Consider the following 26,082-nt stretch of genomic DNA (forward strand, 5'->3'; position numbering starts at 1 on the left):
TCAGGTGCGCTTGCTGTAGGCGCGTAGTGCCAGCGGCACGAAGACCACCAGCAGCCCGGCCATCCACGCGAGGGTGAGCCAGAGGTGGTGGGCGACCGGCCCGCCGATCAGCAGGCCACGTTCCGCGCCGACCAGGTGGGTGATCGGGTTGACCTTCACGAAGCCCTGCAGCCAGCCGGGCAGCGTCCCGGCCGGCACGAACACGTCGCTGCCGAAGGAGAGCGGGAAGACCAGCAGGAACATCACGCCCTGTACGGCGCCGGGGGTGCGCACCTTCATGCCGACCCACACCGAGATCCAGCCGAAGCACAGCCCGAAGGCGATGGCCAGGGCGATCGCCCCGAGGGTCGCCGTCGTGCCGGTCTCGATCCGGAAGCCGATGATCATGCCGAAGCCGAGCGTCACCACGGACACCGTGGCGTAGCGGACGATGTCCGCCAGGACCGCGCCGACCAGGGGCGCCGAGCGGGACACCGGCAGTGACCGGAACCGGTCGAAGACGCCTTTCTCGATGTCGGAGTTCAGGTTCTGGCCGAGGGCGATGCTGCCCATCGCCAGGGATTGGGCGAGCATGCCGGGCAGCAGCAACTGCAGGTAACCGTGCCGGTCCCCGTCGGCGATGGCGCCGCCGAACAGGTAGGTGAACATCAGCAGGAAGATGACCGGCTGGATGGTGACGTCGATCAGGGCTTCCGGGGTGCGCACGGTTTTGATCAGGCTGCGCTTGGCGAGCGCGCCGGCGTGCCGGACCAGCGCGAGGAACGATCCGCCCCGCGGGCTGTCCAGGTGGGTGGGCGCATCAAGAACCGCGGTTGTCACACCAGGGCCTCCGTCTTCTTCTTGTCGTTCTCGCCGCCGGTCAGCGTGTGGAACACCTCGTCGAGGCTGGGCAGGTGCAGGCCGAACTCGTTGATCTCGATGCCGGCCCGGCGCAGCGCCGGGATCACGTCGTCGAGGGCGCTGTCGTCGGGGACCGGGACGGACGCGGCGCCCGGCCGTGATCCGGCCGCGGCGTCCGGCGCCGCGGTGGTGCCGGGGGACGCGACCCTGCCGAGGATCTCCAGCACGTCGGGCAGCCGGCTCGGGTCGGCGGGGCGGATGCGCAGGGTCTGGCCGCCGACGCGGCGCTTGAGCCCGTCCGGCGTGTCCTGCGCGATGACCTTGCCGTGGTTCACCACGACGATCTCGTCGGCCAGCGCGTCGGCCTCCTCCAGGTACTGCGTGGTCAGCAGCACGCTGGAGCCCTGGGCGACCTGGGTGCGCACGACGCCCCACATGTCCTCGCGCTTGGCGGGGTCGAGACCGGTGGTCGGCTCGTCCAGGAAGATCACTTCGGGGTGGCCGACGAGACTGGCGGCCAGGTCGAGGCGGCGGCGCATGCCACCGGAGTACGTCTTGGCCGGCCGTCCGGCAGCCTCGGTCAGGTCGAACCACTCGAGCAGCTCGGCCGCGCGCTTCCTGGCGTCCCTGGTGGTCAGGTCGAGCAGCCGGCCGATCAGCACCAGGTTCTGGGTGCCGGTCAGGTCCTCGTCTACCGACGCGTACTGCCCGGTCAGGCCGATCCGGCGGCGCACCTTCTGCGGCTCGCGCAGCACGTCGACACCGGCCACGAACGCGGTGCCCTCGTCCGGGCGCAGCAGGGTCGCCAGCACCCGTACCGCTGTGGTCTTGCCGGCCCCGTTGGGTCCCAGCACGCCGAGCACCGTGCCCCGGCGCATGGCCAGGTCCACCCCGTCGAGCGCCTGCGTCTTACCGAAGCGTTTGCGCAATCCCTCGGCGCGCACTACGAGATCGTCCACGATCCTCGCTCCCCCTCATCCGTTGTCGCCGGGAAGCTTGCGCGGTCACGCTGGCATGCCCCGCACAGCGCGCTGGCACGGCTCGCCGGGGGGCCGGGCGAGTCGTGCCAGCGCGAGGACAGGGCCTGCCGGCGTACGCGCAGGTCTGGTGAACGAGGCGGTCAGGAGGTGGGGGCCGGCGCCTTCTCCGCGGAGCCGGTGGGAGCCTGTGGCGCGGCCGGGGCGTGGTCGTCGTCGAGCATGGTGGCCTCGTCGAACGGGTCGTCGCCGCGGAGCACCAGCTCGGCCTTCGCCCGGTCGAACTCCCGGGTCCAGACGCCGATCAGCACCGTGGCGACGGCGTTGCCGGCGAAGTTGGTCAGCGCCCGCGCCTCGGACATGAACCGGTCGATGCCGACGATCAGGCCGACGCCGTCGACGAGTTCCGGCCGGTGCGTCTGCAGGCCGCCGGCGAGCGTGGCCAGGCCGGCGCCGGTGACCCCGGCAGCGCCCTTCGACGCGATGATCATGAACAGGAGCAGCGAGACCTGCTCACCGATCGAGAGCGGCTGGTCCATGGCCTGCGCGATGAACAGCGACGCCATGGTCAGGTAGATGGCCGTGCCGTCGAGGTTGAACGAGTACCCGGTCGGCACGGCGATGCCGACGACGGGCTTGCTCACGCCGACGTGCTCCATCTTCGCGATCAGCCGGGGCAGCGCGGACTCGGACGAGGAGGTCGACAGGATCAGCAGGAACTCGCGGCCCAGGTAGCGGAAGAGCCGCCAGATGTTGACCCGGGCGACCAGCCAGAGCAGCGGGCCGAGCACCGCGAACACGAAGATCGCGCAGGTCAGGTAGAAGCCCAGCATGATCTGACCGAGACTGATCAGCGCGTCGACGCCGGCCGAGCCGACCACCGCGGCGATCGCGCCGAACGCGCCGATCGGGGCCAGCCACATCAGCATGGCCAGTACCCGGAAGACCAGGCGCTGGAAGACGGCGATGGCGTTGAGCACCGGCTGGGCGCGCTCGCCCATCGACTGCAGCGCGAAGCCGATCAGCAGCGCCACCAGCAGGGTCTGCAGCACCTCGTTGCCGACCAGCGGCGAGATCAGGGTGGTCGGGATGATGCCGAGCAGGAAGTCGGCGGTCGTCTCACTGGCCGTCTCACTGACCTGCTTCTGGCCGGACGCGGCGATCGAGGCGTCCAGGTGCAGGCCGGAGCCGGGGTGGACGAGGTTGCCGACGACCAGGCCGATGGCGAGCGCGACCGTCGACATGGTCAGGAAGTAGCCCAGGGTCAGGCCGCCGACCTTGCCGACCTTGGCGGCCTGCCGGACCGAGCCGACGCCGAGCACGAGGGTGCAGAAGATGACCGGACTGATCATCATCTTGATCAGGTTGACGAATCCGGTGCCGATCGGCTTGAGCTCCACCGCCGTGTCCGGGGCGAGCAGGCCGACGGCGATGCCGAGGAGGACGGCCACGATCACGGCCGGGTAGAGATAGCGGGTGCGGTCCTTCATGGCCTGGACTGTGGTCTAGGTCTCAGGCTCGATCACGATTACGGTCATTCTGTTCATCGGATCGCAACAGCAGAACGGCCTGGCATGACCCGACGGTGGAGTATCGCGCGGCAACTGTTCGCGCTGCAGGTGCTGGTCGTGACCCTGCTGGTGGCGGTCTGCACCACGGGCGCGGTGCTGCTCGCCCGCCGCGACGCCCGCAACGCCGCGATCGGCCAGGTCAAAGCCGTCGCCGAGACGGTCGCGCACTCGCCCGAGGTGGTCACGGCGTTGCGATCCGAGGACCCCACCACGACCCTTCAGCCGTACGCCGAGGCAGCGCGCGCCGCCACCGAGACCGACTTCATCGTGGTGATGGCGCCCGACCGCACCCGCTACACGCATCCCACCACGAGCCTGATCGGCCTGCCGTTCGCCGGCACGGTCGACGAGGCGCTGGCCGGCGGTGTGGTCGTCGAGGAGTACCCGGGCAGCCTCGGCGACTCGTGGCGCACCGTGGTGCCGGTCCGCGACGGCTCCGGGGCGATCGTCGGGCTGGTCGCGGTCGGGATCCGCACGACCGCGATCGACCGGGCGCTGGCCGCGCAGTTCCCGGCGGTCGCGTCCGGGACCGGGGCGGCGCTGCTGCTGGCCGCGGCCGGCGCGTGGGCGCTCAGCCGCCGCCTGCGCCGGCAGACCCACGGGCTCGGCCCGGCCGAGATGACCAGGATGTACGAGTACTACGACGCGGTCCTGCACTCGGTCCGGGAGGGGCTGGTCGTGGCCGGCCGCGACGGGCGGGTGGAGCTGATCAACGACGAGGCGCGGCGGCTGCTCGGCGTCGCCGCCGACGACCCGGAGCTGCCGCCGGAGGTCGCGGACCTGATCGCCGAGCGGCGCACCATGGTGGACGAGCCGATCCTGGCCGGTGACCGGACCCTGGTCGCCAGCCGCCGCTTCACGCACGACTCCCGCGGCAGCGTGCTCACCCTGCGCGACCACACCGAGCTGCGGCAGCTCACCGGCGAGCTGGACTCGGTGCGCGGCCTGACCGAGGCGCTGCGCGCGCAGGCGCACGAGGCCGCGAACCGCCTGCACACCGTCCTGACCCTGGTCGAGCTCGGACGGCCGGAGGAGGCGATCCGGCTCGGCACCGAGGAGCTCGCGCTCGCCCAGCAGCTCACCGACCAGGTCGTCGGCGCGGTCCGCGAACCGGCCCTGGCCGCGCTGCTGCTCGGCAAGTCCGCCCAGGCCGCCGAACGCGGCGTGGAGCTCACCATCGACCCGTCGTCGCAGGTGAACGAAGCACCCCTGCCGTCCCGTGACCTGCTCACGGTGGTCGGCAACCTGGTCGACAACGCCCTGGAAGCGGTCACGTCGGCCGGGCCGGGCACGCCGCGGCGGGTGCGGGTGCTGGTGCGCCAGGAGGAGGACGAGGTGCTGGTCGAGGTCGGCGACACCGGGCCGGGACTGACCGCGGAGCAGGCCGCCTCGGCCTTCCGCCGCGGGTGGTCGACCAAACCGGGCCCCGGCCGCGGCGTCGGCCTGTCCCTGGTCCGGCAGATCACGGAACGGTACGGCGGCAGGTACGCGATCGACTCGGCCCCGGGCGCGGGCGCCGTCCTGACCGTCCGGCTGCCGGTACCCGCGTGATCCGGGTCCTGGTCGTCGAGGACGAGCCGCTGATCGCCGAGGCCCATCGCGTCTACACCGAGCGGGTCGGCGGCTTCGAGGTGGTCGGCGTGGCGCACACCGCCCGGGACGCGACGGCCATCCTGCGTACGCGGGAGGTGGATCTGATTCTCCTGGATCTGAATCTGCCGGACCGGCACGGGCTGGAACTGGCCCGTGCGCTGCGCGCGGCCGGCAGCGGGGCGGACGTGCTGGCCGTGACGTCGAACCGCGACCTGGCGATGGTCCGGCAGGCCGTCGCGCTGGGCGTGACCCACTACCTGCTGAAGCCGTTCACGTTCGCGGCGTTCCGCGACAAGCTCGATCGGTACGCGCGGTACCGGGCGCAGCTCGTCGAGTCCACCGAGGCGGCCGCCCAGCACGAGATCGACCGGGTCTTCTCCACCCTGCGCGGCAGCCCCCCGGACACCCTGCCGAAGGGTCTGGACGCGGGGACGTTCGACCTGGTCCTGTCCGCGTTGCGCGCCTCGCCGGGCCTGTCGGCGGCCGAGGTGGCGGCCCGGACGGGCACGTCACGGGTGACGGCGCGGCGCTACCTGGAGCACCTGGCCGAGGCCGGCCGCGCGGTCCGCACCCCCCGTTACGGCGGCCCGGGCCGCCCCGAGGTCGAATACCGCCCCGCCTGAGCCGCCCGCCGGGCGGTCATGGTGTTCCGCAACTGGCGCCAGCGGCTCCGGCGCGGTTGGCCGCCGCTGTTCGCCGCCGAGAGGACAGCGGCCAGACCCGGCCTTTCGTGCGGCGGCACGAGCGTTATCACCAGGATCAAGGGAAGGACCGCGGTGAGCACTTCGGTCACCAGGAACAACGCGATGATCGCGACCACCGGCCCGACGAAGGCGAATGCAGACATGACGACATCCGATCGATCAGCGGGCGAATGCCGCGGCGACTATCAGGGCCAGTGACGCGCCGAGCGCGAATGCCACGACGGCGGCCGAGGCGATCGCTCCGACGATGGGTCCGATGGGCTCGATCGCCCGCTTCAGATAGCGAAGCCCGATGATCAGCAGCAGGCCGGCCAGCGCCAGGTGGAGCAGTGGAGCGCCGATCGGCAGGGCAGGATGTGGCGACATTGTTTCGATCATTGTGCAACCCCCGCGGGGCGCGGCGAAGTGGATACGTCGATCGTCTATTCATCGCGCTTGAATTACTACCCGCGATTCATGGACTGCGAAAAATGCGCCGCTTTTCCATATTTCGATCAGACATCTGGCTGAAAGGTATGCGGCCGCCTGCGGCGTCGCAGATCAGCGGAATTGCCATCGATATTCTCGCCGACCTGCGGGTTCGGTGTCGCACCGGCTGTGCGGGATTGGCAGGTGACGTTCCGACACGCTGATGCGGTCAACCACTGATAGGGCGATCGTGGCTGCTCGGAGGGACCTTGACGGCGCGTTTCGCCGATCTCTGCTCGGAGGCTGTCCGAAATGCCCTATTCTTCTTCTGTGAATAATGCTTCCGACGAGAGCGAAGTTCGGCTCTCTCTCCACGTGGTGGCCAACCACTGTTCGGCCGGCTCCTGCCCGACGATCTATAGGGCGCAATCCGGGCGTTACGTGGTCCAGGGATTCACAGTCTCCGCCGAGCGAGCGGGCATCGATCTGCCCGACGGTGAGATGCTGGTGGAAATCCCGGCCGAGTTGCTGCGCGAGGCGCTCAGCGACCTGTCGTGACGTGAGGGGGGCGCATGTCGACCATCGATGGCGCTCCCTTCGATCCGGAGGAGACGGTCGGCGCCGCGCTGGCCCGGATGCGCAGGGCTCAACGACTCAGCGGCGCCCGGCTGGCCGAGATGGTCGGGATGAGCCAGCCGAAGATCTCCCGGCTGGAGCGGGGCAGGAACCTCGCCGACCCGGCCGACGTCGCGGTCCTGGCCAAGGCGCTCGGCGCGGACGGGGCGCAGATCCGGGCCCTGGTCCGGCGGGCCGAGGACGCTCACGACCGGATGACCGACTGGCGGCCGACGGTGTCGCCGCTGGTGAGCCGGCAGGATCGCCTGGCCGAGTGGGAGGCGGCGACCGCCGAGGTCTGCGATTTCCAGCCGGCGTTGCTGGCGGGGTTGCTGCAGACGAGTGGGTACGCGCGTGGGGCGCTGATGTCGTTCCAGACCCTCGCCGAGGCGGAAGGCGACGAGGACACCGAAACGGCGATCCTGGAGTCGGTCACGGCGCGGATCCGGCGCCAGCAGGTGCTCGCCGATCCCGGGAAGTCGTTCCGCTTCGTGATCACCGAGTCGGTGCTGCGCAGTCAGATCTGCCCGCCGGCGGAGATGCTCGCCCAGTTGAGTCACCTGCGCGACCTGCTGGCACGGCACCCGACCATCAGGTTCGCGGTGATCCCGGACGAGGGGCCGTTCGCCTTTCCCCCGCTGCACGGCTTCACCCTGCTGGACCGGAGCCTCGTCCTCATCGACGTGTACAACACCGGCCTGGTCTCGCGAGGGCCGACCGACGTCCGGCACTACCGCAAGGTCTTCGAACTGTTCGAGGCGTCCGCGACCACCGAGGTGGGGCCGCTGCTGGATCGGTACGAGGCGCGCTACATCGAGCAGCTGACCCGGCGGGGCTGACGTCCGGCGGATGACCGCGGCGGCCGCCACCGTGACGGTGCCGGGCACACACGGGTGATCGGCCGGGCCGGGATCGGGGCGCGCAGCCGGTGGTTCCGGCATAGGTCGGACATGCTTGGGCGCCGCCCTCAACTTCGGCGGTGAGGTGCCGAACAGTGGGGATGTGACGGGTCTGCGGCGTCCCCCGTGGTGGCTCGCCTGGCTGCTGGGTGGCACGGCCGTGGTGGCCGGCTGGTCGCTGCTGCCCTACGGCCGGCCCGCGCTCGTCGTCTCCACCCTGCTCTCGCTCGCGGTCTGCGTCGTCATGGTGGCCGGTGCCCGCCGCCGGCACCGCTCGCAGCAGCCGGCCTGGTACGTCTTCGCCACCGGTATCGCCACCTGGGTCGCCGGTGACCTGGTCTACGCCGTGCACGGCGAGAACAACTTCCCGTCCTGGGCGGACGCCTTCTACCTGGGCGCCTACCCGCTGCTGACGGTCGCGATGTTCCTGCTGACCCGGCGGCGGGGGCCGATCTGGTCGGGCAATCTGATCGACTCGGCGATCGTGGCGATCAGCGTCGGGATCGCGTACTGGACGTTCGTCATCGAACCGGTGGTGGCCGACGAGAACCTGCCGCCGCTGGCCCGGGTGGTGACCGCCGGTTACCCCGCGATGGGCGTCCTGCTCTGTGCGCTGCTGGTGCCGATGCTGCTGCGGCGCGGGCCGCGTACCGCCGCGATGTGGCTCCTGACGGCGGGTGGCGTGGTGACGCTTGCCTGCAACGTGGTCTACACGCTGCTGCCGGCGGTGATGGCGGCCGCCGGGTCGTACGTCTACGCCGGTTACCTGCTGGCCTACGTCTTCTGGGCCGCCGCTGCCGTGCACCCGTCCGCGACCGCGGGGACCGCCGAGGAGAGCGGCAGTCTCGGCTGGAGCCGGCTGATCGCGTTGACCGCCTCGATGCTGCTGGTGCCGGCGATCCTGCTGCTGCAGGGCGGGGGCGGCACCGGCGCGACCGTCTGGCTCGTCGTCGGCATCGGGTCGATGGTCCTGTTCGTGCTGGTGGTGACCCGGATGTCCGGGTACATCGCGCGGGCGCACAGCCAGGCGGCGCGGTTGCGCGACCTGGCCATGCGCGACGACCTGACCGGGCTGCCGAACCGGCGCGCCTTCGAGGAGGAGGCGGTCAAGGGGGTGGCGGCCGGCCCGTGCCGGCTCATCATGATCGACCTGGCCGGGTTCAAGCACGTCAACGACCGGCTCGGCCGGGCCGCCGGCGACCGGGCCCTCGCCGCGGTGGCCGGGCTGCTGCGCACGTCGCTGCGCGAGGGCGACGCGGTGGCCCGGATGGGCGCCGACGAGTTCGCGGTGCTGGCCAGGGACACGGACGAGGGTGACGGCGACGCGGTGGTGGCCCGGCTGGTGGATCTGCTGCGCCGGCCGATCGTCTCCGGCGAGCACGAGCTGCTGCTCAACGCGCGGCTCGGGGTGGCCGACAGCGACGAGTGCGGCGCGGTGCCGGTGCCCGAGCTGGTGCGCCGCGCGGACACCGCCCGGTACGCCGCGAAGGCCGCCGGCAGCCAGCTCATGGTCTACACCGCCGAGCTGGACGAGCGCGCCGACGCGACCGCGCGACTCGGCGCCGACCTGCGGCACAGTCTGGACGACGGCGACTTCCGGGTGGTCTACCAGCCGATCGTGGAGCTGGACACCGGGCGGGCGCGGGCGTGCGAGGCGCTCGTCCGCTGGCACCATCCGGTCCGCGGCGTGGTCAGCCCCGTCGACTTCGTCCCGGTCGCCGAGGACAACGGGCTGATCGTGGAGCTGGGCGAGTTCGTCATGCGTACCTCGTGCTGGAAGTTCGCCGGATGGCGGCGGGACCTGGGCCGGGACGCGCCCGGCTACGTGAGCGTGAACGTGTCCGCCCGGCAGCTCAGCGAGCCCGGCTTTCCCGAGGTGGTCGCCGGGATCCTCGCCGAGACCGGGATGGAGCCGGCCCAGTTGCTCGTCGAGGTGACCGAGACCGCGCTGTTCGGCGGCGGGGTCGCGGTCGCCGCCGTGGAGACCCTGCACCGGGCCGGGGTGCGGATCGCGCTGGACGACTTCGGCACCGGGCACTCGTCGCTGGGCTTGCTGCGCACCGTCCCGGTCGACGTGCTCAAGGTGGACAAGTCGTTCGTCGACGAGATCATCGCGGGTGGCCGCCCACCGGTGATCGTCGACGCGCTGATCCACGTCAGCAAGGGGCTGGGGCTGCGGGCCGTCGCCGAGGGCGTGGAGACCGCGGAGCAGGCCGATTACCTGCGTGAGCTCGGGTACGAGTATGCCCAGGGCTACTACTTCGGCAGGCCGGTGCCGGAGCCCTCGTTCCACGCGCGCGCCGCCGTCCCGGACGACCGTTCCGAGACCGACGGGGCCCAGCCGTTCGCCGTCGACCAGGCGTAGGGCCGGGCCGGCGGATCACCGTGCGGCGTCGAGGGCGGGTGCCAGCGGGGCGAGGGCGTCGCGCAGCAGGTCCGGCAGGGATCCGGTCGGCACGACGAGCCCGGCTGCCGATCCGGTGGCCGGCCGGAGCCATCGTTCGAGGGCGATGCGCACCGCGGCGGTGACGCTCGCCGCGAGGATCCGGGCGGTGTCCTGGTCGGTGTGGCCGAGGCGCCGCGCCATGGCGGTGGTGAGCGGCGCCTCGATTCCGGCGGTGGTGTCGAGGAACGCGTGGCGCAGGGCCGGGTCGGTGGCGATCAGGAGCAGCGCGGGGTGATCGTCGTCGCCGGGCGTGGTGTAGACCTGCACGATCGCCGTGGTCACGGCGTCGGCCAGGGGAATGTGCGCGGGCTGGGCGGCCGTCGCCTCGGCGATCCGGGCCTCGCGCCGGGCGGTGACCGCGGCGACGATCGCCTGTTCCCGGCTGGAGAAGTAGTTGTTGTACGTCCTCGGTGAGACGCCGGCCGCCTCGGCGATGTCGGCGACCCGCACATTCGCCGTCCCGTGTTCCAGCGCGAGCCGCAGCGCCGCTTCGCGGAGCGCCTCCTGGGTGGCCCGCTTCTTCCGCTCGCGCAGGTCCGGCCGTTCCTGTGTCACCCCGTCACTCTGCCACGTGGGTTGCGTGCACGCAAACTTGCGTGCACGCAAGTTTTGCCCCTAGGGTGAGCCGCCTGACGCAGAGAGCAGGAGGCAGCGATGTCCGTTGATGTGGTTGTCGTCGGCGCAGGCCCCACCGGGCTGATGCTGGCGTGCGAGCTGGCGCTCGCCGGGGTGCGGCCGCTCGTGCTGGAGCGGCGGGACGAGCCGAGCGCTGATCCCAAGGCGAACGGACTGCTCGGCCAGGTGGTCCGGGTGATGGACCACCGGGGGCTGCACGAGAGGCTGACCGGCAGCTCCGAGCCGCCGGTGCCGAATTCCGCGTACTTCATGTTCGGCGGCCTGGGACTCGACCTCGGCCTGCTCCCGCGGAGCCCGGTCCACACGCTGCCGGTGACCCAGCAGGAGATCGAGCGGGTCCTCGAGGAGCGGGCGGCCGAGGTGGGGGCAGAGATCCGGCGCGGCCATGAACTGGCCGGCCTGGCCCAGGACGAGGACGGGGTGACGCTGTCGGTCGTCACCGCCGAGGGCCGCTACGACCTGCGCGCCCGCTGGGTCGTCGGTGCCGACGGCGCGCACAGTGTCACCCGCAAGCTCGCCGGCATCGGATTCCCCGGCGTGCACCACGACCGGATGACCGTGCGGTCGGCCCACGTGACGCTGCCGCCGGACTGGGTGGATCCGGGCACCGGCGCGCTCACGGTGCCCGGGTACGGCCCGGTGCCGCCGTTCCTCCCGCACCGGACCGAGCACGGCGGATTCTCGTACGCGCCGCTGCCCGGCCGGCCGCCGTTGCTGTCCACGACCGAGTGGGATCAGCCGGAGCCGGACGAGCCGATGACCCTCGCCGAGCTGGCCGGCAGCATCCGGCGCGTGCTGGGCGCCGAGGTGCCGCTGCGGCAGCCGGAGGGCGCCGGCCCGCACGTGCTGCGGCGGATGACCGGCGGGCACACCCGGGTGGCGGCGCGTTACGCGGACCGGCGCGTCCTGCTCATCGGCGACGCGGCCCATGTGTTCGGCGCGACCGGTGGCGGGCCCGGGCTCAACCTCGGCCTGCAGGACGCGGTCAACCTGGGCTGGAAGCTGGCCGCCACGGTGCGCGGCGACGCACCGGTGGAGCTGCTCGGCTCCTTCGGGACCGAGCGCCGTGCCGCTGCCGAGCGCATGATCGTCAACGCCCGGGCGCAGGCGGCGCTGATCGCGCCCGGCAGTGACGTGACCGGGCTGCGGGAACTCTTCGCCGAGCTGCTGACCGATCCGGCCGCGGTGTCGCGGCTGGCGCACCTCACGGCCGGCGCGGACGTCCGCTACGACATGGGCCCGTGGCCGGCACACCCGCGGGCCGGCACGTTCGTCCCGGAGCTGACCGTCGAGACCACGACGGGCGTGGTGCGCCTGGCGGACCTGACGCATGCGGCACGGCCGCTCCTGCTGGACCTGACACCGGGCGGCGTGTTCGCGCAGGCCCTGGCCGGCCGGCACGACCGCCTGGATGTCGTCCGCGCCGCGCCCGTCGCGTCGCCCGCGGGTGACGCGGGTGACGAGCCGCTGTCGGCGCTGCTGCTGCGCCCCGACTGCTATCTGGCCTGGGCCTGCTCGACCTCCGAGCCGGGCCGCGCGGAGGTGGACTCTCTCCGGGAGGCCGCCGCACGGTGGCTCGGCGGGGCGCTGACCCGCTCCACGTGAGGGCCGCCCGATCGGGGCCGCGGGAACCGTGTTGATCAACTAAGCTGACCCGCCATGGTCAGCGAGAACGTGGAAGGCAGGCTCCGGGAGCTCGCGGAGGATCCGGAGTTCCCGCACCGGGAGGCCGCCCGGCACGCGCTGCGGTTCCGGACGTCTGGTGACGTGGCGGACCTGGTCGCGATCGCCGACGACCCGCACGGGTGCGGGACCACCGACATGCTGTTCGCGATGGCCGGATCGAAGCGGACCTGGCTGAACTGGGTGCCGATGCCCGAGGAAGCGGTCATCAACATCAGCCGCGACATCGCCCGCCGCCGGGCCGCCGGTGAGGAGTCCGAGGTCACCGAGCTGGGGCTCTCCGGTGGTGAGCCGCCGAGCGCGCTGGCCGCGTTCGAGCGGGTCGCCGGGGCGCCCGTGAAGATCGGCATCGCCGAGTTCGCCGAGCCGGACATGCGGATCCCGCTGCGGCCCGGCAGGTACGCGGTCTGGCGCTACCAGGGGGACGAGGCCGAGCCGGCGGTGTTCGCGCCGTCCCGCGAGGCGGTGCGGGTGCTGTACGAGACCGGCGCGCAGCCGTGGCCGTCGCCGCTCTCCGGTTACCTGCAGGCCGAGCCGTTCGGTGACCTGCCGCTGAACGACCTGCTCGGGCTGCTCGTGCACCCGCCGCAGGCGCCGGACATCCCGCGATACCAGGTCCTGGCGAAGTCCGACCCGGCGTACTGGTACCGCCTGCTGCAGCCGTGGGTCTGCCTGGGCATCCTGCACCACGCGAAGCACGAGCCGTGGGAGACGTCCATCCGCCGGCAGGTCCTGGTCGATCTGGCCTTCGGCGTCGAGGACTGGGTCTCCGACGCGGCGCTGTTCGCCCTGGTCACGGCCGCCTACCGGGAGCCGGCGATCCGTGCCGAGGTGCGCGGCCTGGTTGCCGACCGGCTGCTCGCGGCCACCCGGGCGCCGCGCCCGGTGACCATCTGGACGTCGCTGGCGCACCTGATGCTGATCACCCCGGACGCCACGGCCGACGACCGGTCGCTGGCCACCGCGATCCTGGCGCAGGACGAGGAATCCGAGCCGGAGCCGGCTCCGCAACCACGCTCGGACCGGCCCCGCGAGCGCCGCTGGCCGCGCTGGCTGGGCGGAAGGTAGGCGGCGGGTCAGGGGCGGCTGCGCAGGCCGTCGAGGGCGAACTCGAGCACCCGGGCGCGCTGCTCCTCGTCGACGAAAGTGCCGGAGACCAGGCCGGAGATCATGCGCAGGACGTCGTCGAAGCTGGCGTCCGCGCGGACCTCGCCGGCGGCCCGGGCGCGGTCCATCAGGGGCTCGCCGGCCGCGTACATGGTGATGCGGCACGACTTGAACAGCTCGGAGTCACGGTTCAGGGCGTCGATGACGGCGCGCTTGGTCACCACGTATCCCACGAAGCGGTCGAGCCAGGAGCGCAGCGCCTCCCACGGGGGCCGGTCGGCGACGGCCGCTGCCGCGGCGCTGAGCTGGTTGATCTCTTCGACGTAGACGGCCTCGAACAGGTCGCGGCGGGTCGGGAAGTTGCGGTAGAGCGTCCCGATGCCGACCCCGGCCCGGCGGGCGATCTCCTCCAGCGACGCGTCGGTGCTGCTCTCGGCGAAGATGTCGCGGGCGGCGGCGAGCAACGCGTCGTAGTTGCGGCGCGCGTCGGCCCGCTGCGGGCGGCGCGTCGCGATCGGCACGTCAGGCATGGAGACCCTCCTCACATCACCCTCGCCGGCTATTCGGTTGCGAACCGGAGGGGTACCTCCGCTAATCTGGAGGCATGCCTCGACTTTACCAGGCGACTCCCGGCCACCAGGAGACGCCGCCGCGCCGGACGGCGCCGCGGGTCACCTTCACGGTGCTGGCCGCCGCGGCCGCCGCGTTCGCCCTCATGCAGTCACTGGTCACCCCGGTGCTGCCCACGATCCAGCAGGACCTGCACACCACCACCGGCACTGTCACCTGGGTGCTGACGGCCTGGTTGCTGGCGGCGTCGGTGGCCACCCCGCTGATGGGCCGCATCGCCGACATGATCGGCAAGGACCGCACGCTGCTGGTCGCGCTCGGCGCCATCGCGCTGGGCTGCCTGCTCGCCGCGATCGCCCCGAACGTGACAGTGCTCATCGTCGCCCGCGTCGTGCAGGGCCTCGGCGCGGCCGTCTTCCCGGTGTCGTTCGGCATCATCCGCGACATCTACCCGCCGAACCGGGTCTCCTCCGCGATCGGCATCCTCGCCGCGGTCATCGCCAGTGGCAGCGGCCTCGGCATCGTGCTGGCCGGCCCGATCGTCGGCTGGCTCGACTGGCGCTGGCTGTTCTGGATCCCGATGGTCGCCGTCACCCTGGTCGCCGTCGCGGCCTGGCGCGTGGTCCCGCCGTCGCCGACCGGCGTGCGCGGCCGCATCAACTGGCTCTCCGCCGTGCTGCTGGCCGGCTGGCTGGTCGCCCTGCTGCTCCCGCTGAGCAAGGGCGCGACGTGGGGCTGGGCCAACGGCCGTACGCTCGGATTGTTCGCCCTTGCCCTGGTCTTCTTCGCGGGCTGGATGGCGACCGAGCTGCGCTCCGCCGAGCCGCTGATCGACATGCGGATGATGCGGCTGCCGGCGGTCTGGACGACCAACCTGGTGTCGATGCTCTTCGGCGCCGCGATGTTCGGCGTCTTCGCGTTCCTGCCGCAGCTCATGCAGGTGCCCGCGAGCACCGGCTACGGCTTCGGCGCCAGCGTGACCGGCGCCGGCCTGCTGATGCTGCCGATGATGGTGACGATGGCCGTGTTCGGCTCGGTCAGCGGCCCGCTCACCCGCTGGGTCAGCAACAAGGTGCAGCTGCTCATCGGGGCAGGTCTCGGCACCCTCTCCGCACTCAGCCTCGCGCTCGCCCACGACAGCCGGGCCATGGTCGCGGTCACCGGAGCGGTCTTCGGTGTCGGCCTCGGCCTGCTCTACTCCTCGATGATCAACTTGATCGTGCAGAGCGTGCCGATGAACCAGACCGGTGTCGCCAGTGGCATGAACACCAACATCAGGACCATCGGAGCCTCCATCGGTACGGCGGTGGTCAGCTCCGTGGTGACCGGGCACACCGGCCCCCAGGGTCTGCCCGCCGAGTCCGGTTACACCGAGGCGTTCCTGCTGCTCGCGGTCGCCAGCGCGCTCGCCTTCCTGGTCGCGCTGCTGGTCCCGGCCGGCCGCCGCAAGGCCGCCCCGGAGACCCCGGTGGCGCTGCCCGAGCTCACGCCGGTCGAGGTCTGAGGCGCGACGAGGTAGAAGACGCCGGGCCCCGGGCAGCGGGGCCCGGCGTCTGCTCTATCGGTACGACCCCTCGTCCGGCTCCTCGGGGGAGCGCTGGATGAGGTCGTTCACCGGCTCGGGTCGTTCCTCCAGTGCGGGCTCGTCGGGTCCTTGCCGGTCGGCGTCGGCCGACCCGGGCCCATCGGTGGTCACGAACTCGGCGAAGCCCTCAGGGTCAAGATCACTCATGACCGGGGACATACCCGTTTCATCTTCATGTAGCCGTGCCCATGCCCCCGGTAGTCACTGGATCGACGTGCGACCGTGCTTGAAGGTTAGGCACCCTAACTTCTCAGGCAAGCCCAGGGGGTACGTCCGGGGGAGTCCCGCCCCGCGCGGCCCGCTCGTGAAGCTCACGGGCGGACCCCGGCCGGCTCGTTCGAGCAATTCCAGATTCAGCGAGTAATTGCGTTGCCCGTTGCGGGACGGCGGCTTAACGTAGTTCTCACAAGCGAGCCGGGCGGCCGAAACGCCGGCCGGGTGAAACGATCAGGGAAGGGGTGAAGATCATGCGGTGGCAGGCCTCGAGCATGTCGCAGCGCGAGACGCTGCGAGCTGAGAGCGTCACGGCGCGGTCCGGTCAGCCCCGAATGAGCCTGATCCTGGATCTGCCGGTTCACCGTGAACCGAAGAGTGGCCCGGAGTGGTGGCGAAGCTAGCAATCCAGCTAGCGTCGATCAGCCGCCCTCCCGTTCGGGACCGGGCGGTTTTCTTTTGCCCCGCGGGTGTAGCTCAACGGCAGAGCGACAGCCTCCAAAACTGTTAGATGCGGGTTCGAATCCTGCTGCCCGTGCTTTCTCATGCTCTTTGACAACTCCACAGTGGATGGCACATATCCATGTCTTCGCCCGGCCGCCGGCAGTTCATGCCGCCGGCGGCCGGTACCGACAATGGGCTTGTAGCGCAGCTGGTAGCGCACCGGTTCGGCAGACCGGGGGTCGGCGGTTCGAATCCGCCCAGGTCCACGCACCATCACGTCTTCGTAGCTCAGCGGATAGAGCACCGGATTACGGATCCGGGGGTCGGGAGTTCGAATCTCTCCGGGGACACGTTGTGCATTGACGCCCGTGAGGCTGCGGAAGGTTAGACCACCGGACTCTCACTCCGGAAGACCGGGTTCGACCCCCGGACGGGCGACGTGGCTGTAGCTCAATGCGGTAGAGCGCCGTCTCGCCATGGCGGAGGTCCCGGGTTCGACCCCCGGTAGCCACTCTTCGGTACGACCTTTGCGGGCTGGTGCAATCCGGCAGCACATCCGTCTCTGGAACGGAAGGTTGGAGGTTCGAATCCTCCGCCCGCAGCTTTGTCCCACGCCGGTGGAGCACGATCGGTCGTGCACTCGTTTCGTAATCGAGAGGCAGCGGGTTCGAATCCCGTCTCCGGCTCTGCACCATTGTTTGTCCCGCCCGGGTAGCCCAACGGCAGGAGGCACACCGCTCAGAACGGTGGCAGTGCGCGTTCGAATCGCGCTCCGGGTACGTACGTCAAGGGCTCGTAGCTCAGTTGGTAGAGCGCCGCTCTCGCACAGCGGAGGCAGCCGGTTCGACTCCGGCCGGGTCCACGGTCCACCTTTTGCCTTGTTAGCTCAGTGGGAGAGCAAGCGCCTGTCGAGCGCGAGGTCGCCGGTTCGATCCCGGCACAGGGCGCGATGGAGAGCTGGCCGAGCGGCCTATGGCGGCGGATTGCTAATCCGTAGTGCGGGTCACGACCTGCACCGAGAGTTCGAATCTCTCGCTCTCCGCGTTTGTCGCCGTAGCTCAGCAGGTCAGAGCGCCGCCCTGATAAGGCGGAGGCCGGTGGTTCGAGCCCACCCGGCGACACGGCAGTGAACGGGATGTGGCGCAGCTTGGTAGCGCACCGGTTTCGGGAACCGGGGGTCGTGGGTTCGAATCCCGCCATCCCGACGTTCGAGGGAGACGCCAGCCGATGGGCGCCGGCCACCGCCTCGAAAGCGGTCGGAGGCAGCGATGTCTCGTACGGGTTCGACTCCCGTCGTCTCCTCATGCGCCGCTGGCTCAACGGGTAGAGCAGCTGACTCTTAATCAGCGGGTTCGGGGTTCGAGTCCCCGGCGGCGTACGCGCAGGGTGGAGGAGTTCGGTCGTCCTCGCCGGCCTCATGAGCCGGAAGTCGTGGGTTCGAATCCCACCCCTGCTCCCAGCCCGGATAGCTCAGGGGGAGAGCGCCGCCGTGACAGGGCGGAGGTCGCTGGTTCGATACCAGCTCGGGGCACGCCTGGCGCGGTGGGCGAATAGGGAGAGTCACCTGGTTTTCACCCAGGGCATGTGCGGGTTCGAATCCGGCCCGGCACCCTGTCACGCGTCCCGATCACCTCGGGGGAGACCGGTCCGCGTGGTTCGCTTCACCTCCCGCGGTCACGATCTGCCGACAGGGCCGTGCACCGCACGCGCACCCGCTTCTCATGCGGGCGCGCCCCGCCCTCGTAGCTCAGCGGAGAGAGCACGGCGTTCCGAGCGCCGGGGTCGCTGGTTCGAGTCCAGCCGGGGGCACATCGAACAACCGCGCCACGGCTGACCGGACGGTGGTCCTGTCTGCCGGCCTTTCACTACCGGGACCTCGACGTTCGTGACCCGAGTGATCGAGGGCATTGCGGACCGGCGGTGTCGAGCACCACCTCGGCGTCTGCCTGAGCCGGTGCTGCGGTCATCGAGCCGCCGGTTCTGGTGGGTATGTGTCATCCGCTGTGGCTTGCGCAGGCGGGCGCTGGGTTCCCAGCCGCTCCTCATAAGGGTGGTTCGCCCGGTTCGACACCGGGGCCTGCGACGTACGCGCCGGCAAGGTCGTGGTCCCGGGGTGAGGCCGCGCGGCGTCAGTCGCCGGTGGGCGGTTCCCCCGTACGCCGGCCGGCGAGTCGGTAGAGCGTGGCGCCGAGCGCGATGATGCACAGGCCGCCCAGCGAGACGGCCGCCGCGTTCGGCCCGGTGACGGGCGAGGCCGGTGGCCGGGTGGTCCCGCCCGGCGAGGGCTGGTGTGTCGAGGTCGGGCGCGGTGTGGTCGGGTGCGGTGTGGTCCGGCTCGGCCGGGGTCGACCCGACGCGGACGCGGACGTCGATGGCGAGAGCGACGCCGACGGCGAGGGCGACGCTGTTGACGAGGGCGGCGCCGGTGGCGAGGGCGAAGGTGCCGGCGGCGGTGGGACGATCACGTGCACCGTCGCCTGCGCCACATTGCCGTTGGCGTCCACCACCTGGTACGTGAACTCGTCGGTGCCGCTGAAGCCGGGATCCGGCACGTAGGTGACCGTACCGTCCGCGTTCATCACCGCCCTGCCGTGCTGCGGCCGGCCGATCCCGGTGAGGCTGACGGGCCTTCCGTCCTGCCCGGTCATCGGCAGCCGGATGCTGACCGACTGGCCGTCCAGCACGGTGGTCTGCTTGTTCGGCACGGACGGTGGTACGCCGACGAGGACCGAGATCGCCGCGCCGGTACGGTGCCCGGCGTCGTCGACGGCCGTGTAGCCGAGCGTCGCCGTTCCGGAGAACCCCACCGGCGGCGTGTAGGTCACCGTGCCCGGGGTGAAGGTCGCCGTGCCCCGGTCCGGTACGTCGACCGAGATGACGGCCAGCGTGCCGGCCGGATCGAGGTCGTTGGCGAGCACGTCCACGGCGATCGGATGCTCGAAGGGCGTCCGGCGTTCGTCGGGCACCGCCACCGGCACGCCGTTCGACACGGTGACGGCAACGGTCCCGGTCGCCGTGCCGCCGTTGCCGTCGCTGACGGCGTACGTGAACGTGTCGGGGCCGACGTAGCCGCGTGCCGGGGTGTACCTGATGCCGCCCGCGGCCAAGACCGCCGTGCCGTTCGCCGGCGGGCCGGCCGAGACGACGGTCACCGTCTGCCCCGGGTTGGGGTCGCTGTCGTTGGCCAGCACGTCGACCAGCACGGACCGGTCGGAGAGCAAGGCAGCGGTGTCCGGCCGCGCGGTCGGTGCCGCGTTCTCGACCTGCACGGTGACCTGCGCGGACGCCGTGTTGCCCGCGTTGTCGGTGATGGTGTAACCGAAGGAGTCGGCGCCGGAGAAGCCGGGATCCGGCCGGTACTCCACCGTCTGGTCCGGGTTGATCCGGGTCGCGCCGTGCGACGGGGTGTTCACCGCGGCGACTTGCAGCGGCTGCGCCTCGGGGTCGGTGTCGTTGGCGGTGACCGCGATGTCGACAGCGGTGTCGGTCGGCACGGACACGGCGTCGTCGGCGGCGGCCGGCGCGCCGTTGATGATCAGTGTGACGTGCGCCGTGGCGGTCGCGCCCCGATCGTCGGTGATCACGTAGTCGAAGCCGTCCACTCCGGCCGCGCCCCGGTTCGCCCGGTAGGTCAGCACTCCGCCGGCCAGGGTGAGCGTGCCCTTCGCGGATGTGGTGGCGGACGCGACGGTGATGACCTGCCCGGTGTTGGGGTCGCTGTCGTTGGCCAGCACCGGCAGGTTGGCGGCCGCCGCCGGCAGGACGGGGAATGTGTCGTCGGCCGCGGTCGGCGGCGCGTTGCGCACGATGACCGTGACGGTGGCCGAGTCGGCGAGCCCGCTCGGGTCTGCGATCGAGTACACGAACGCGTCGGTGCCCGAGAAGCCGGTTGCGGGTACGTACGTGACCGTGCCGTCCACGTTCGCGGTGACCGTGCCGTGCGCGGCCGCGTTCACCACGGTCACCGTCACGCGGTCGCCGTTCGGGTCCTCGTCGTTGGCCAGCACCGGCACCACCACGGCGGTGTTCGTGCCGGTGCCCGCCGAGTCCGGCCGGGCGGTCGGCGCGACGTTCACCACGGTGATCGTCACGGTCGCGCCCACCAGCGTGTGGCTGCCGTCGTCGAGCGTGTAGTGGAAGGTGTCCACCCCGAAGAAGTGCGCGGCCGGGGTGTAGGTCACCTGACCATCGGCGTCAACCGTGGCGCCGCCGTGACCGGGGGCGACGTCGATCGCGACGGTCAGCGGGTCGCCGTTCGGATCGGGGTCGTCGTTGGCCAGCACGTCGATCGCCACGGGCGGGCCGGCGACGGCGGTGACCGCGTCGTCCCGGGCGTAGGGGAGCGCGTTCGCGACGGTCACCGTCACGGTAGCGGTGTCCGTTCCGCCGTTGCCGTCGTCGACGGTGTACGCGAAGGAGTCCGTTCCGGAGTAGCCGGCGTCGGGCAGGTAGGTGATCTTGCCGGTCGGGTCGTGGGTGACCACGCCGTGCGCCGGTGCGGTCACGCCGGAGACGTGCAGCGGGTCGTTGTTCGGGTCGGTGGCCACGGCGATCACGTCCAGGGTGCGCGGGGTGCGGTAGCCGGTGGTGGTCACGAACGTCTGCGCCACCGGCGGCGCGTTCGCGACGACGACCGTAACCAGCGCGGTGTCCGTGCCGCCGCGGCCGTCGCTGACCGTGTAGCGGAACGTCGCGACGTCCGAGAAGCGGAGCGGCGCGGTGTAGGTGATCACCCCGGCGGAGAGCGACGTGGTGCCCTTGCCCGGTGCCGGTTGATCGGCTGCCGTGACGGTCCGCGGGTCGTTGTTCGGGTCGGTGTCGTTCGCGGCCGCCGGCAGCACCACGCCGGCCTGTGCTGCCGTGTAGCTGACCGGGAACTGGTCGTCGGCCGCGGTGGGCGCGGCGTTCTCCACGTCGACGGACACGACTGCCGTCGCGGTGTCGCCGCTGGTGTCGCTCACCGTGTAGGTGAACGTCACCGGGCCGGCGAAGACGGGATCCGGCGTGAAGGTGACGTCCGTGGCCGTGAAGGTCACCGTGCCCTCGGTGGACGACGGTTGGGTGACCGCGTCGACGGTCAGCGGGTCGCCGTTGGGATCCACGTCGTTCTGCAACACGTCGACGGTGACCGGCGTGTTCGTCGGGGTGTTCACCATGTCGTCGTTCGCGACCGGCGGTGCGTTGCTCGTGGTCACCGTGACGGTGGCGGTGGCGGAGCCGCCGTGCGGGTCGTCCACCCGGTAGCTGAACGTGTCCGTGCCCGACCACCCCGCGGCCGGTGTGTAGGTGATGCTCTGGTCGCTGTGTGCCACCGCCACGCCGTGCGACGGCGGCCCGGACACCGAGTAGACCAAGACGGACATCGAATCGTCCGGATCGCTGTCGTTGGCGTTCACGGTCATCGTGACGGGCGTGCCGAACTGCGTCGTATCAGTGTCGTCCACGGCGTCGGGCGGGCTGTTGATCACGAGCGTGGCGGTGGCAGCGTCGTTGGTGCTGTTCGCGTCCGCGCCCGTTCCGCCGGCCCGCACGGTGGCGACCGTGCTCGCCGCCGCGGACCCGTTCACGGTCGCCGGCACCGTGGCACGTGCCGAGCTGCCGGCGACCAGCGGCCCGAGGGCGCAGGTGACCACCTGCCCGGCGGCCGAGCAGCCGGCCGGTATCGCGCCGGGCGTGACGCCGGCGGGCAGGGTGAGCGTGGCGGTGGCGGCCGGTTCCATGTCGCCGGTCGTGTTGGTGACCGTCGCCGTGTAGGTCACCGCGGCCGGGATGGCGGCGCTCTGCAGGAAGGCGGGCGTGACGCCGAGCGCCGCGGCAAGGTCCTGGTGCGGTTGCAACACCGTGCTGGAGCTGGTCGCGCCCGTGGCGGCGACGCTCACCCCGCTGCTGCGCCCGGAGTAGGCGACGTTCACCAGGTTGGTGATCGCGTACCCGGCCGGTGCGCCGGGCTGGACTATGACCTGGAACGTGACCACCGTGGTGCCGGCGATGGGAATGCTGCCCAGCGTCCACTTGGCCACGCCCGCCGCATACGAGCCGGCGTCGTCGCCCGTCGCGTCGGTGACCAGGGCGCCCCCGACCCTGAGCGACCCGGGGACATAGGTGGTGTAGTTCGGGACGGCGTCGCTGAGCGTGACGCCGTCGGCGGTGTCGTTGCCCTCGTTGCGCACCGTGATGCGGTACTCCAGCACGTCGCCGGGCACCAGGTTGCCGAGGTTCAGGTCGGCGACCGAGGGCGTGGTGGTGATGTTGGGCGCGTACAGGTCGATGGCGAAGGTGATGACGCCCGGGTAGTACTGGTCGCCGGTGGTGGTCAGCGTCAGCGTCGTCGAGGTGGCGGCGTTGGTGAACATCCCTGTCGCGTCGACCTGGTCGACGTCGAAGCCGAGCGTGTTGTCGTAGCCCGGGTTGCGCCCACCCACCGGTGTACCGGTGTCGCTGACCGTGCTGTTGAAGAAGTTGGTCGCCGGGTTCTGCGCGTCGGACAGCGGCCGGCCGTCCACCTTCAGGCTGTCGCCGGGGGTGCCACGGTCACCCTCGTACGCCACCGCGCCGATCTTCGCGTGCACGGTGCCGGTGTGCGGGGTCTCGAAGCCGGTGACCGGGATGTCGGTGTTGCCGCCGGAGACCTGGTCGAACCCGTCGTACACGCGCAGCGCCCGCATGTCCTGGGCGGCGTTGTGGTACGCGACCACCAGCGACCACCCCGCATATGAGCCGGCCGCGATCGACGCCTGGATGTTGGCCACCCCGTACACGCCGTTGCCGATGCCGGCCACCTGGGCGGTGACGTCGGCGAACCCCTGGTAGATGCTGCCGTTCGGGAACAGCGTCGCGGCGGTGATCGGCTGATACGAGCCTCCGCCGTTCGCGCTGAACAGGACCTGGTTGCGCAACGGTGAAAGGGAGTCCGCGCCCCAGTACAGGCCGGCGAACAACACGGTGCTGCCGGGCGGCATGTCCAGCGTCGCCATGCTGGAGTTGAAGGTGAGCAGGTTGGTGTCGACGTCCGTGTACGCCATCGTGTAGCTGTTGTTGTTCGCGACCGCTCCGGTGGCGGTGCCGTTGCGGGCCTGCGTGCAGGTCGGCTGGCCGGTCAGCAGGCAGGTCAGGTTCGCGTTGCCGCGCAGGATGATCGAACCGTTCGTGTTCGCGTCGAATCGGTCCCGGAAGGGCGTCGGGAAGGCGGCCCCGGCGCGGCCGACAGTCAGCATCGTCACCGCCAGAAGGACCGCGACCATCAGGGCCATGGCTGCCCGGCGTAACCCCACGCCACCGAGGCTAAGCGGGCATTGTTCGTCTTTGTCGCGGAATGCGCGGACTGGTCAGCGGCAGGTCGTCCGCGGCGACAAGCGCCATGGCGTCTGCCTTCGCCTCGCGGCGTGGGCTGCGACCGAGCTGCAACCGTCGAACGCCCTTCGTGCATCCTTGCGGCGCAACCCTCGGCTTATGACCTCAGGAAAGCACAGGGTGATGACCGCCGCGGCTGCTGTTGCGGTGACCGTCGGTGTGGCGGGTACAGCTTCCGCGAGCGCCGCGGTCAGCGGGCAGGAAAGTACGATCTACGCCTGCCGGAACAGTGCCGGAGAAGTGAAGCTCCGCAACTCCAGCGCACAACAGTGCTCCAAGAACTGGACGCCGATCAGCTGGAATGCCAAAGGCGTCGCCGGACCCGCCGGCCCGCGAGGTGCGACCGGCCCGCAAGGTGCGACCGGCCCGCAGGGTGCGATGGGCCCGCAAGGCGCGACCGGCCCGCAAGGCGCGACGGGCCAGCAAGGCGCGACGGGCCAGCAAGGCACCGCGGGAACCCAGGGCGCGACCGGTCCGCAGGGAAGCGACGGCGCTGCGGGTGCGGCAGGCCCCGTCGGTGCACAGGGCCCGCAGGGTGCCACCGGCCCGCAAGGGAAAACCGGCCCGGCAGGCCCCGCCGGCCCGCAAGGTGGGAAGGGCGCCACCGGCCCGCAGGGTCCGCAAGGAGTTCCGGGCCCGGCAGGTACACCCGGAAGCGCGGTCTCGACCATCCGGTTCGGATACCTCACCTGTTCTCCCCAGACGTGTGAGGACGCCCTCGACATGTCTGCCACCACGCCCGGCCTTTCCGAGACCAGCGTCAGGTCCGGCAACGCCACCTACTTCTGCGTCGATGGCGTCCCCGGGAGCGCAACCTCCTTCCTGCTGCAGTACGAGGTCACGGATTCGGCCGCGGTGGAATGGTCGACTGCGCCGACCAGCTCGCAGCCGTCGGTGGGCCAGAGCACGTTCAGCCGCCTCAGGCCGACGCCGGCGTACATTGCGTCGGTGGGCTGCCCTGACGACACGGCCCTGGTGATCCGCGCAGCGACCGGAGCCATCTCGCATCCGGCTGCCTGGACGGTGTGGTTCCAGTAGACCCCGTGCCATCCACTGTGGGGGGTCAGCGCAGGTGACCCGGCGCTGACCCGCGCCCCATCAGGGTGGACGGCCCGGAATCACCCGCCGTGAGTGATGGCGGAGGCGGCGTGCCGGATGACACTGGGCGCGTCGTCGTTCCTGGGAGGCGGGCGTGCTCAACGGACATCCGGCCGTGCGGTCCGCATGATCGAGGCGTTCCTGTGGGGCGCCCTGGGAGCGTCGGCCCTGCTGATCGGCGTGCTGATCGCGTACCGGACGGGGCCGGGGCGCAGGCTGACCACCGCGGTGATGGCGCTGGGCAGCGGGCTGCTGCTCGGCTCGGTCTCGTTCGAGTTGGTCGCCGAGGCGTTGCGGACCCGGACGGTCGCCGCGGTCGGCCTGTTCGTGCTGGTCGGCGCGCTGGTCTTCGCTGCCGGTGACTGGTTGCTGAGCCGCCGCGGCGGTGGCGATCGCAAGGACGCCGACGGCGCCCAGGCGCGGGGTTCACCGCTGGCGATCGTGCTCGGGTCGGTGCTGGACGGCATTCCGGAGTCGTTCGTGCTGGGGCTGACCGTCCTGCAGGGACAGGTCAGCGTGGCGCTGCTCGCCGCGGTGCTGCTGTCCAACCTGCCGGAGGGGATGGCGTCGTCCAGCGGGTTGCGGGCGGCGGGCTGGCCACAGCGCCGGGTGCTGGTGATGTGGTCGCTGGTGGTGGCGGTGTCCGCCGTCGCGTCGGCGGCCGGCTACCTGCTGCTGGACCCGGCGTCCGGGACGACCGGCGCGCTGGTGCAGGCGTTCGCGGCCGGTGCGCTGCTGGCCATGGTGTCGGACACGTTGCTGCCCGAGGCGTACGAGGTGGAAGGTGTCCTCACCGGGCTGTTCGTGGTCGGCGGATTCGCCGTGTCGATCGCGCTTTCGGCACTTTGAACGGCATCCCGGCGGGGTGTCGCGGTCGTACATTGGATCGCATGGAGCTGCACTGGTGGTCGATCGAGGTATTCGACGGGCCGCGGTCCTCCGCCGCCCGCTGGCAGGGTTCGTTCGGTAACGCGCTGGTCGAGGCCGCCGTCACGCACGGGGCCTACGACTGGGAGTGGCACCGCCACAGCTGGGGTGTCCTGTTCGAGATCGCTTTCCGCAGCGACGAGCGGTTCACGGAGTTCCGTGATCTGCCGGCGGTTCGCGCCGCCCTGGACGCGGTGCCCGACCCGGTGAACGGGCTGCTGGTCTATCCGGGGCGGGGCGGGAGCTCGGGCCGGGTGCAGCCTCGCCGGCCGCTGCCGAAGACGGGGGCGGGCGCGGCCCCGATCCCGGTGGAGCCGTCGCGCACCCTGCTGCGTCTGGGCCCCACCGCGCCGCCGGTCACCACGTCCGGCGTCGCCGAAGCTGCCTGACCGGCCACGCTCCGCCCGCCGGGACGC

General features: G+C 71.3%; 20 protein-coding genes and 18 tRNA genes. 29 read left to right on the plus strand and 9 right to left on the minus strand.

The window, feature by feature from the left end:
* The 3 genes from Acy02nite_RS34845 to Acy02nite_RS34855 all read right to left on the minus strand — a co-directional run bounded on the left by Acy02nite_RS34845 (window position 1) and on the right by Acy02nite_RS34855 (window position 3,307).
* Window positions 1-819 (minus strand): ABC transporter permease, encoded by an 819-nt coding sequence (locus Acy02nite_RS34845; protein WP_203750997.1) that lies wholly within the window; start codon window positions 817-819, stop codon window positions 1-3.
* The gene (locus tag Acy02nite_RS34850) at window positions 816-1,799 is read right to left on the minus strand and encodes an ATP-binding cassette domain-containing protein (protein ID WP_203751014.1); all 984 of its coding nucleotides are present in this window, start codon (window positions 1,797-1,799) and stop codon (window positions 816-818) included. Before Acy02nite_RS34850 ends, Acy02nite_RS34845 begins: the two co-directional genes overlap by 4 nt.
* A gap of 161 nt (window positions 1,800-1,960) precedes the next feature.
* Window positions 1,961-3,307 (minus strand): cation:dicarboxylate symporter family transporter, encoded by a 1,347-nt coding sequence (locus Acy02nite_RS34855; protein ID WP_203751017.1) that lies wholly within the window; start codon window positions 3,305-3,307, stop codon window positions 1,961-1,963.
* A gap of 84 nt (window positions 3,308-3,391) precedes the next feature.
* Here Acy02nite_RS34855 and Acy02nite_RS34860 point away from each other — a divergent pair, with 84 nt between their 5' ends.
* A complete protein-coding gene (locus Acy02nite_RS34860; RefSeq protein ID WP_203751020.1) occupies window positions 3,392-4,939 on the plus strand; it encodes a sensor histidine kinase in 1,548 nt (515 codons plus the stop codon).
* On the plus strand, window positions 4,936-5,604 hold the full coding sequence (locus tag Acy02nite_RS34865) for a response regulator (protein WP_203751024.1): 669 nt from the start codon (window positions 4,936-4,938) through the stop codon (window positions 5,602-5,604). Before Acy02nite_RS34860 ends, Acy02nite_RS34865 begins: the two co-directional genes overlap by 4 nt.
* On the opposite strand, the gene Acy02nite_RS34870 is transcribed toward Acy02nite_RS34865, so the two are convergent.
* Window positions 5,559-5,828 (minus strand): hypothetical protein, encoded by a 270-nt coding sequence (locus Acy02nite_RS34870; RefSeq protein ID WP_203751027.1) that lies wholly within the window; start codon window positions 5,826-5,828, stop codon window positions 5,559-5,561. The genes Acy02nite_RS34865 and Acy02nite_RS34870 overlap by 46 nt on opposite strands.
* 16 nt (window positions 5,829-5,844) lie before the next feature.
* Window positions 5,845-6,051, minus strand: a complete 207-nt coding sequence (locus tag Acy02nite_RS34875) for a hypothetical protein (protein ID WP_203751030.1) — start codon at window positions 6,049-6,051, stop codon at window positions 5,845-5,847.
* A 354-nt stretch (window positions 6,052-6,405) separates the two neighbouring features.
* Between Acy02nite_RS34875 and Acy02nite_RS34880 the strand changes: the two genes are divergently transcribed.
* The 3 genes from Acy02nite_RS34880 to Acy02nite_RS34890 all read left to right on the plus strand — a co-directional run bounded on the left by Acy02nite_RS34880 (window position 6,406) and on the right by Acy02nite_RS34890 (window position 9,972).
* The gene (locus tag Acy02nite_RS34880) at window positions 6,406-6,651 is read left to right on the plus strand and encodes a hypothetical protein (protein ID WP_239175467.1); all 246 of its coding nucleotides are present in this window, start codon (window positions 6,406-6,408) and stop codon (window positions 6,649-6,651) included.
* Between the two features lie 14 nt (window positions 6,652-6,665).
* A complete protein-coding gene (locus Acy02nite_RS34885) occupies window positions 6,666-7,547 on the plus strand; it encodes a helix-turn-helix domain-containing protein (protein WP_203751033.1) in 882 nt (293 codons plus the stop codon).
* A gap of 163 nt (window positions 7,548-7,710) precedes the next feature.
* Complete coding sequence (locus Acy02nite_RS34890) at window positions 7,711-9,972, plus strand: putative bifunctional diguanylate cyclase/phosphodiesterase (protein WP_239175468.1); 2,262 nt, start codon at window positions 7,711-7,713, stop codon at window positions 9,970-9,972.
* Window positions 9,973-9,987: 15 nt separating this feature from the next.
* Here Acy02nite_RS34890 and Acy02nite_RS34895 read toward each other — a convergent pair whose 3' ends face one another.
* Window positions 9,988-10,608, minus strand: coding sequence for a TetR/AcrR family transcriptional regulator (locus Acy02nite_RS34895; RefSeq protein WP_239175470.1), 621 nt, complete (start codon window positions 10,606-10,608; stop codon window positions 9,988-9,990).
* A 99-nt stretch (window positions 10,609-10,707) separates the two neighbouring features.
* Between Acy02nite_RS34895 and Acy02nite_RS34900 the strand changes: the two genes are divergently transcribed.
* A complete protein-coding gene (locus Acy02nite_RS34900; protein WP_203751036.1) occupies window positions 10,708-12,294 on the plus strand; it encodes an FAD-dependent monooxygenase in 1,587 nt (528 codons plus the stop codon).
* A gap of 54 nt (window positions 12,295-12,348) precedes the next feature.
* Window positions 12,349-13,440 (plus strand): hypothetical protein, encoded by a 1,092-nt coding sequence (locus Acy02nite_RS34905; RefSeq protein WP_203751039.1) that lies wholly within the window; start codon window positions 12,349-12,351, stop codon window positions 13,438-13,440.
* Between the two features lie 8 nt (window positions 13,441-13,448).
* Here Acy02nite_RS34905 and Acy02nite_RS34910 read toward each other — a convergent pair whose 3' ends face one another.
* A complete protein-coding gene (locus Acy02nite_RS34910) occupies window positions 13,449-14,009 on the minus strand; it encodes a TetR/AcrR family transcriptional regulator (protein WP_203751040.1) in 561 nt (186 codons plus the stop codon).
* Window positions 14,010-14,083: 74 nt separating this feature from the next.
* Between Acy02nite_RS34910 and Acy02nite_RS34915 the strand changes: the two genes are divergently transcribed.
* On the plus strand, window positions 14,084-15,553 hold the full coding sequence (locus Acy02nite_RS34915; RefSeq protein ID WP_203751041.1) for an MFS transporter: 1,470 nt from the start codon (window positions 14,084-14,086) through the stop codon (window positions 15,551-15,553).
* A gap of 54 nt (window positions 15,554-15,607) precedes the next feature.
* Here the strand turns inward: Acy02nite_RS34915 and Acy02nite_RS34920 are convergent, their stop codons facing one another.
* Window positions 15,608-15,781, minus strand: a complete 174-nt coding sequence (locus Acy02nite_RS34920) for a hypothetical protein (RefSeq protein WP_203751042.1) — start codon at window positions 15,779-15,781, stop codon at window positions 15,608-15,610.
* 532 nt (window positions 15,782-16,313) lie between these two features.
* On the opposite strand from Acy02nite_RS34920, the gene Acy02nite_RS34925 reads away from it, so the two are divergent.
* The 18 genes from Acy02nite_RS34925 to Acy02nite_RS35010 all read left to right on the plus strand — a co-directional run bounded on the left by Acy02nite_RS34925 (window position 16,314) and on the right by Acy02nite_RS35010 (window position 18,100).
* Window positions 16,314-16,385, plus strand: a tRNA-Trp gene (locus tag Acy02nite_RS34925).
* A 99-nt stretch (window positions 16,386-16,484) separates the two neighbouring features.
* Window positions 16,485-16,557 (plus strand) — tRNA-Ala (locus Acy02nite_RS34930).
* Window positions 16,558-16,568: 11 nt separating this feature from the next.
* Window positions 16,569-16,641 (plus strand) — tRNA-Arg (locus tag Acy02nite_RS34935).
* Window positions 16,642-16,654: 13 nt separating this feature from the next.
* Window positions 16,655-16,729 (plus strand) — tRNA-Glu (locus Acy02nite_RS34940).
* A gap of 1 nt (window position 16,730) precedes the next feature.
* A tRNA-Gly gene (locus Acy02nite_RS34945) sits at window positions 16,731-16,804 on the plus strand.
* A 15-nt stretch (window positions 16,805-16,819) separates the two neighbouring features.
* Window positions 16,820-16,893: transfer RNA gene (locus tag Acy02nite_RS34950), tRNA-Gln, on the plus strand.
* Window positions 16,894-16,904: 11 nt separating this feature from the next.
* Window positions 16,905-16,977, plus strand: a tRNA-Thr gene (locus tag Acy02nite_RS34955).
* Window positions 16,978-16,996: 19 nt separating this feature from the next.
* A tRNA-Leu gene (locus tag Acy02nite_RS34960) sits at window positions 16,997-17,070 on the plus strand.
* A 10-nt stretch (window positions 17,071-17,080) separates the two neighbouring features.
* A tRNA-Ala gene (locus Acy02nite_RS34965) sits at window positions 17,081-17,153 on the plus strand.
* Between the two features lie 13 nt (window positions 17,154-17,166).
* Window positions 17,167-17,238, plus strand: a tRNA-Asp gene (locus Acy02nite_RS34970).
* Between the two features lie 4 nt (window positions 17,239-17,242).
* A tRNA-Ser gene (locus Acy02nite_RS34975) sits at window positions 17,243-17,333 on the plus strand.
* A gap of 5 nt (window positions 17,334-17,338) precedes the next feature.
* Window positions 17,339-17,412, plus strand: a tRNA-Ile gene (locus Acy02nite_RS34980).
* Between the two features lie 10 nt (window positions 17,413-17,422).
* Window positions 17,423-17,496, plus strand: a tRNA-Pro gene (locus Acy02nite_RS34985).
* Between the two features lie 8 nt (window positions 17,497-17,504).
* Window positions 17,505-17,593 (plus strand) — tRNA-Ser (locus tag Acy02nite_RS34990).
* A 3-nt stretch (window positions 17,594-17,596) separates the two neighbouring features.
* Window positions 17,597-17,669: transfer RNA gene (locus tag Acy02nite_RS34995), tRNA-Lys, on the plus strand.
* A gap of 2 nt (window positions 17,670-17,671) precedes the next feature.
* A tRNA-Met gene (locus Acy02nite_RS35000) sits at window positions 17,672-17,750 on the plus strand.
* Window positions 17,751-17,822, plus strand: a tRNA-Val gene (locus Acy02nite_RS35005).
* Between the two features lie 205 nt (window positions 17,823-18,027).
* A tRNA-Arg gene (locus tag Acy02nite_RS35010) sits at window positions 18,028-18,100 on the plus strand.
* A 320-nt stretch (window positions 18,101-18,420) separates the two neighbouring features.
* On the opposite strand, the gene Acy02nite_RS35015 is transcribed toward Acy02nite_RS35010, so the two are convergent.
* Complete coding sequence (locus Acy02nite_RS35015) at window positions 18,421-23,562, minus strand: beta strand repeat-containing protein (protein ID WP_203751043.1); 5,142 nt, start codon at window positions 23,560-23,562, stop codon at window positions 18,421-18,423.
* A gap of 178 nt (window positions 23,563-23,740) precedes the next feature.
* Between Acy02nite_RS35015 and Acy02nite_RS35020 the strand changes: the two genes are divergently transcribed.
* The 3 genes from Acy02nite_RS35020 (at window position 23,741) to Acy02nite_RS35030 (ending at window position 26,055) form a co-directional block, all read left to right on the plus strand.
* The gene (locus tag Acy02nite_RS35020; RefSeq protein WP_203751044.1) at window positions 23,741-24,679 is read left to right on the plus strand and encodes a collagen-like domain-containing protein; all 939 of its coding nucleotides are present in this window, start codon (window positions 23,741-23,743) and stop codon (window positions 24,677-24,679) included.
* Window positions 24,680-24,865: 186 nt separating this feature from the next.
* Complete coding sequence (locus tag Acy02nite_RS35025) at window positions 24,866-25,588, plus strand: ZIP family metal transporter (RefSeq protein WP_203751058.1); 723 nt, start codon at window positions 24,866-24,868, stop codon at window positions 25,586-25,588.
* 41 nt (window positions 25,589-25,629) lie between these two features.
* Entirely contained in the window at window positions 25,630-26,055 is a 426-nt protein-coding gene (locus tag Acy02nite_RS35030; protein ID WP_203751061.1) for a hypothetical protein, read from the plus strand.
* The last annotated feature ends 27 nt before the right edge of the window (window positions 26,056-26,082 follow it).

Source organism: Actinoplanes cyaneus, assembly GCF_016862095.1.
Lineage (GTDB): Bacteria > Actinomycetota > Actinomycetes > Mycobacteriales > Micromonosporaceae > Actinoplanes > Actinoplanes cyaneus.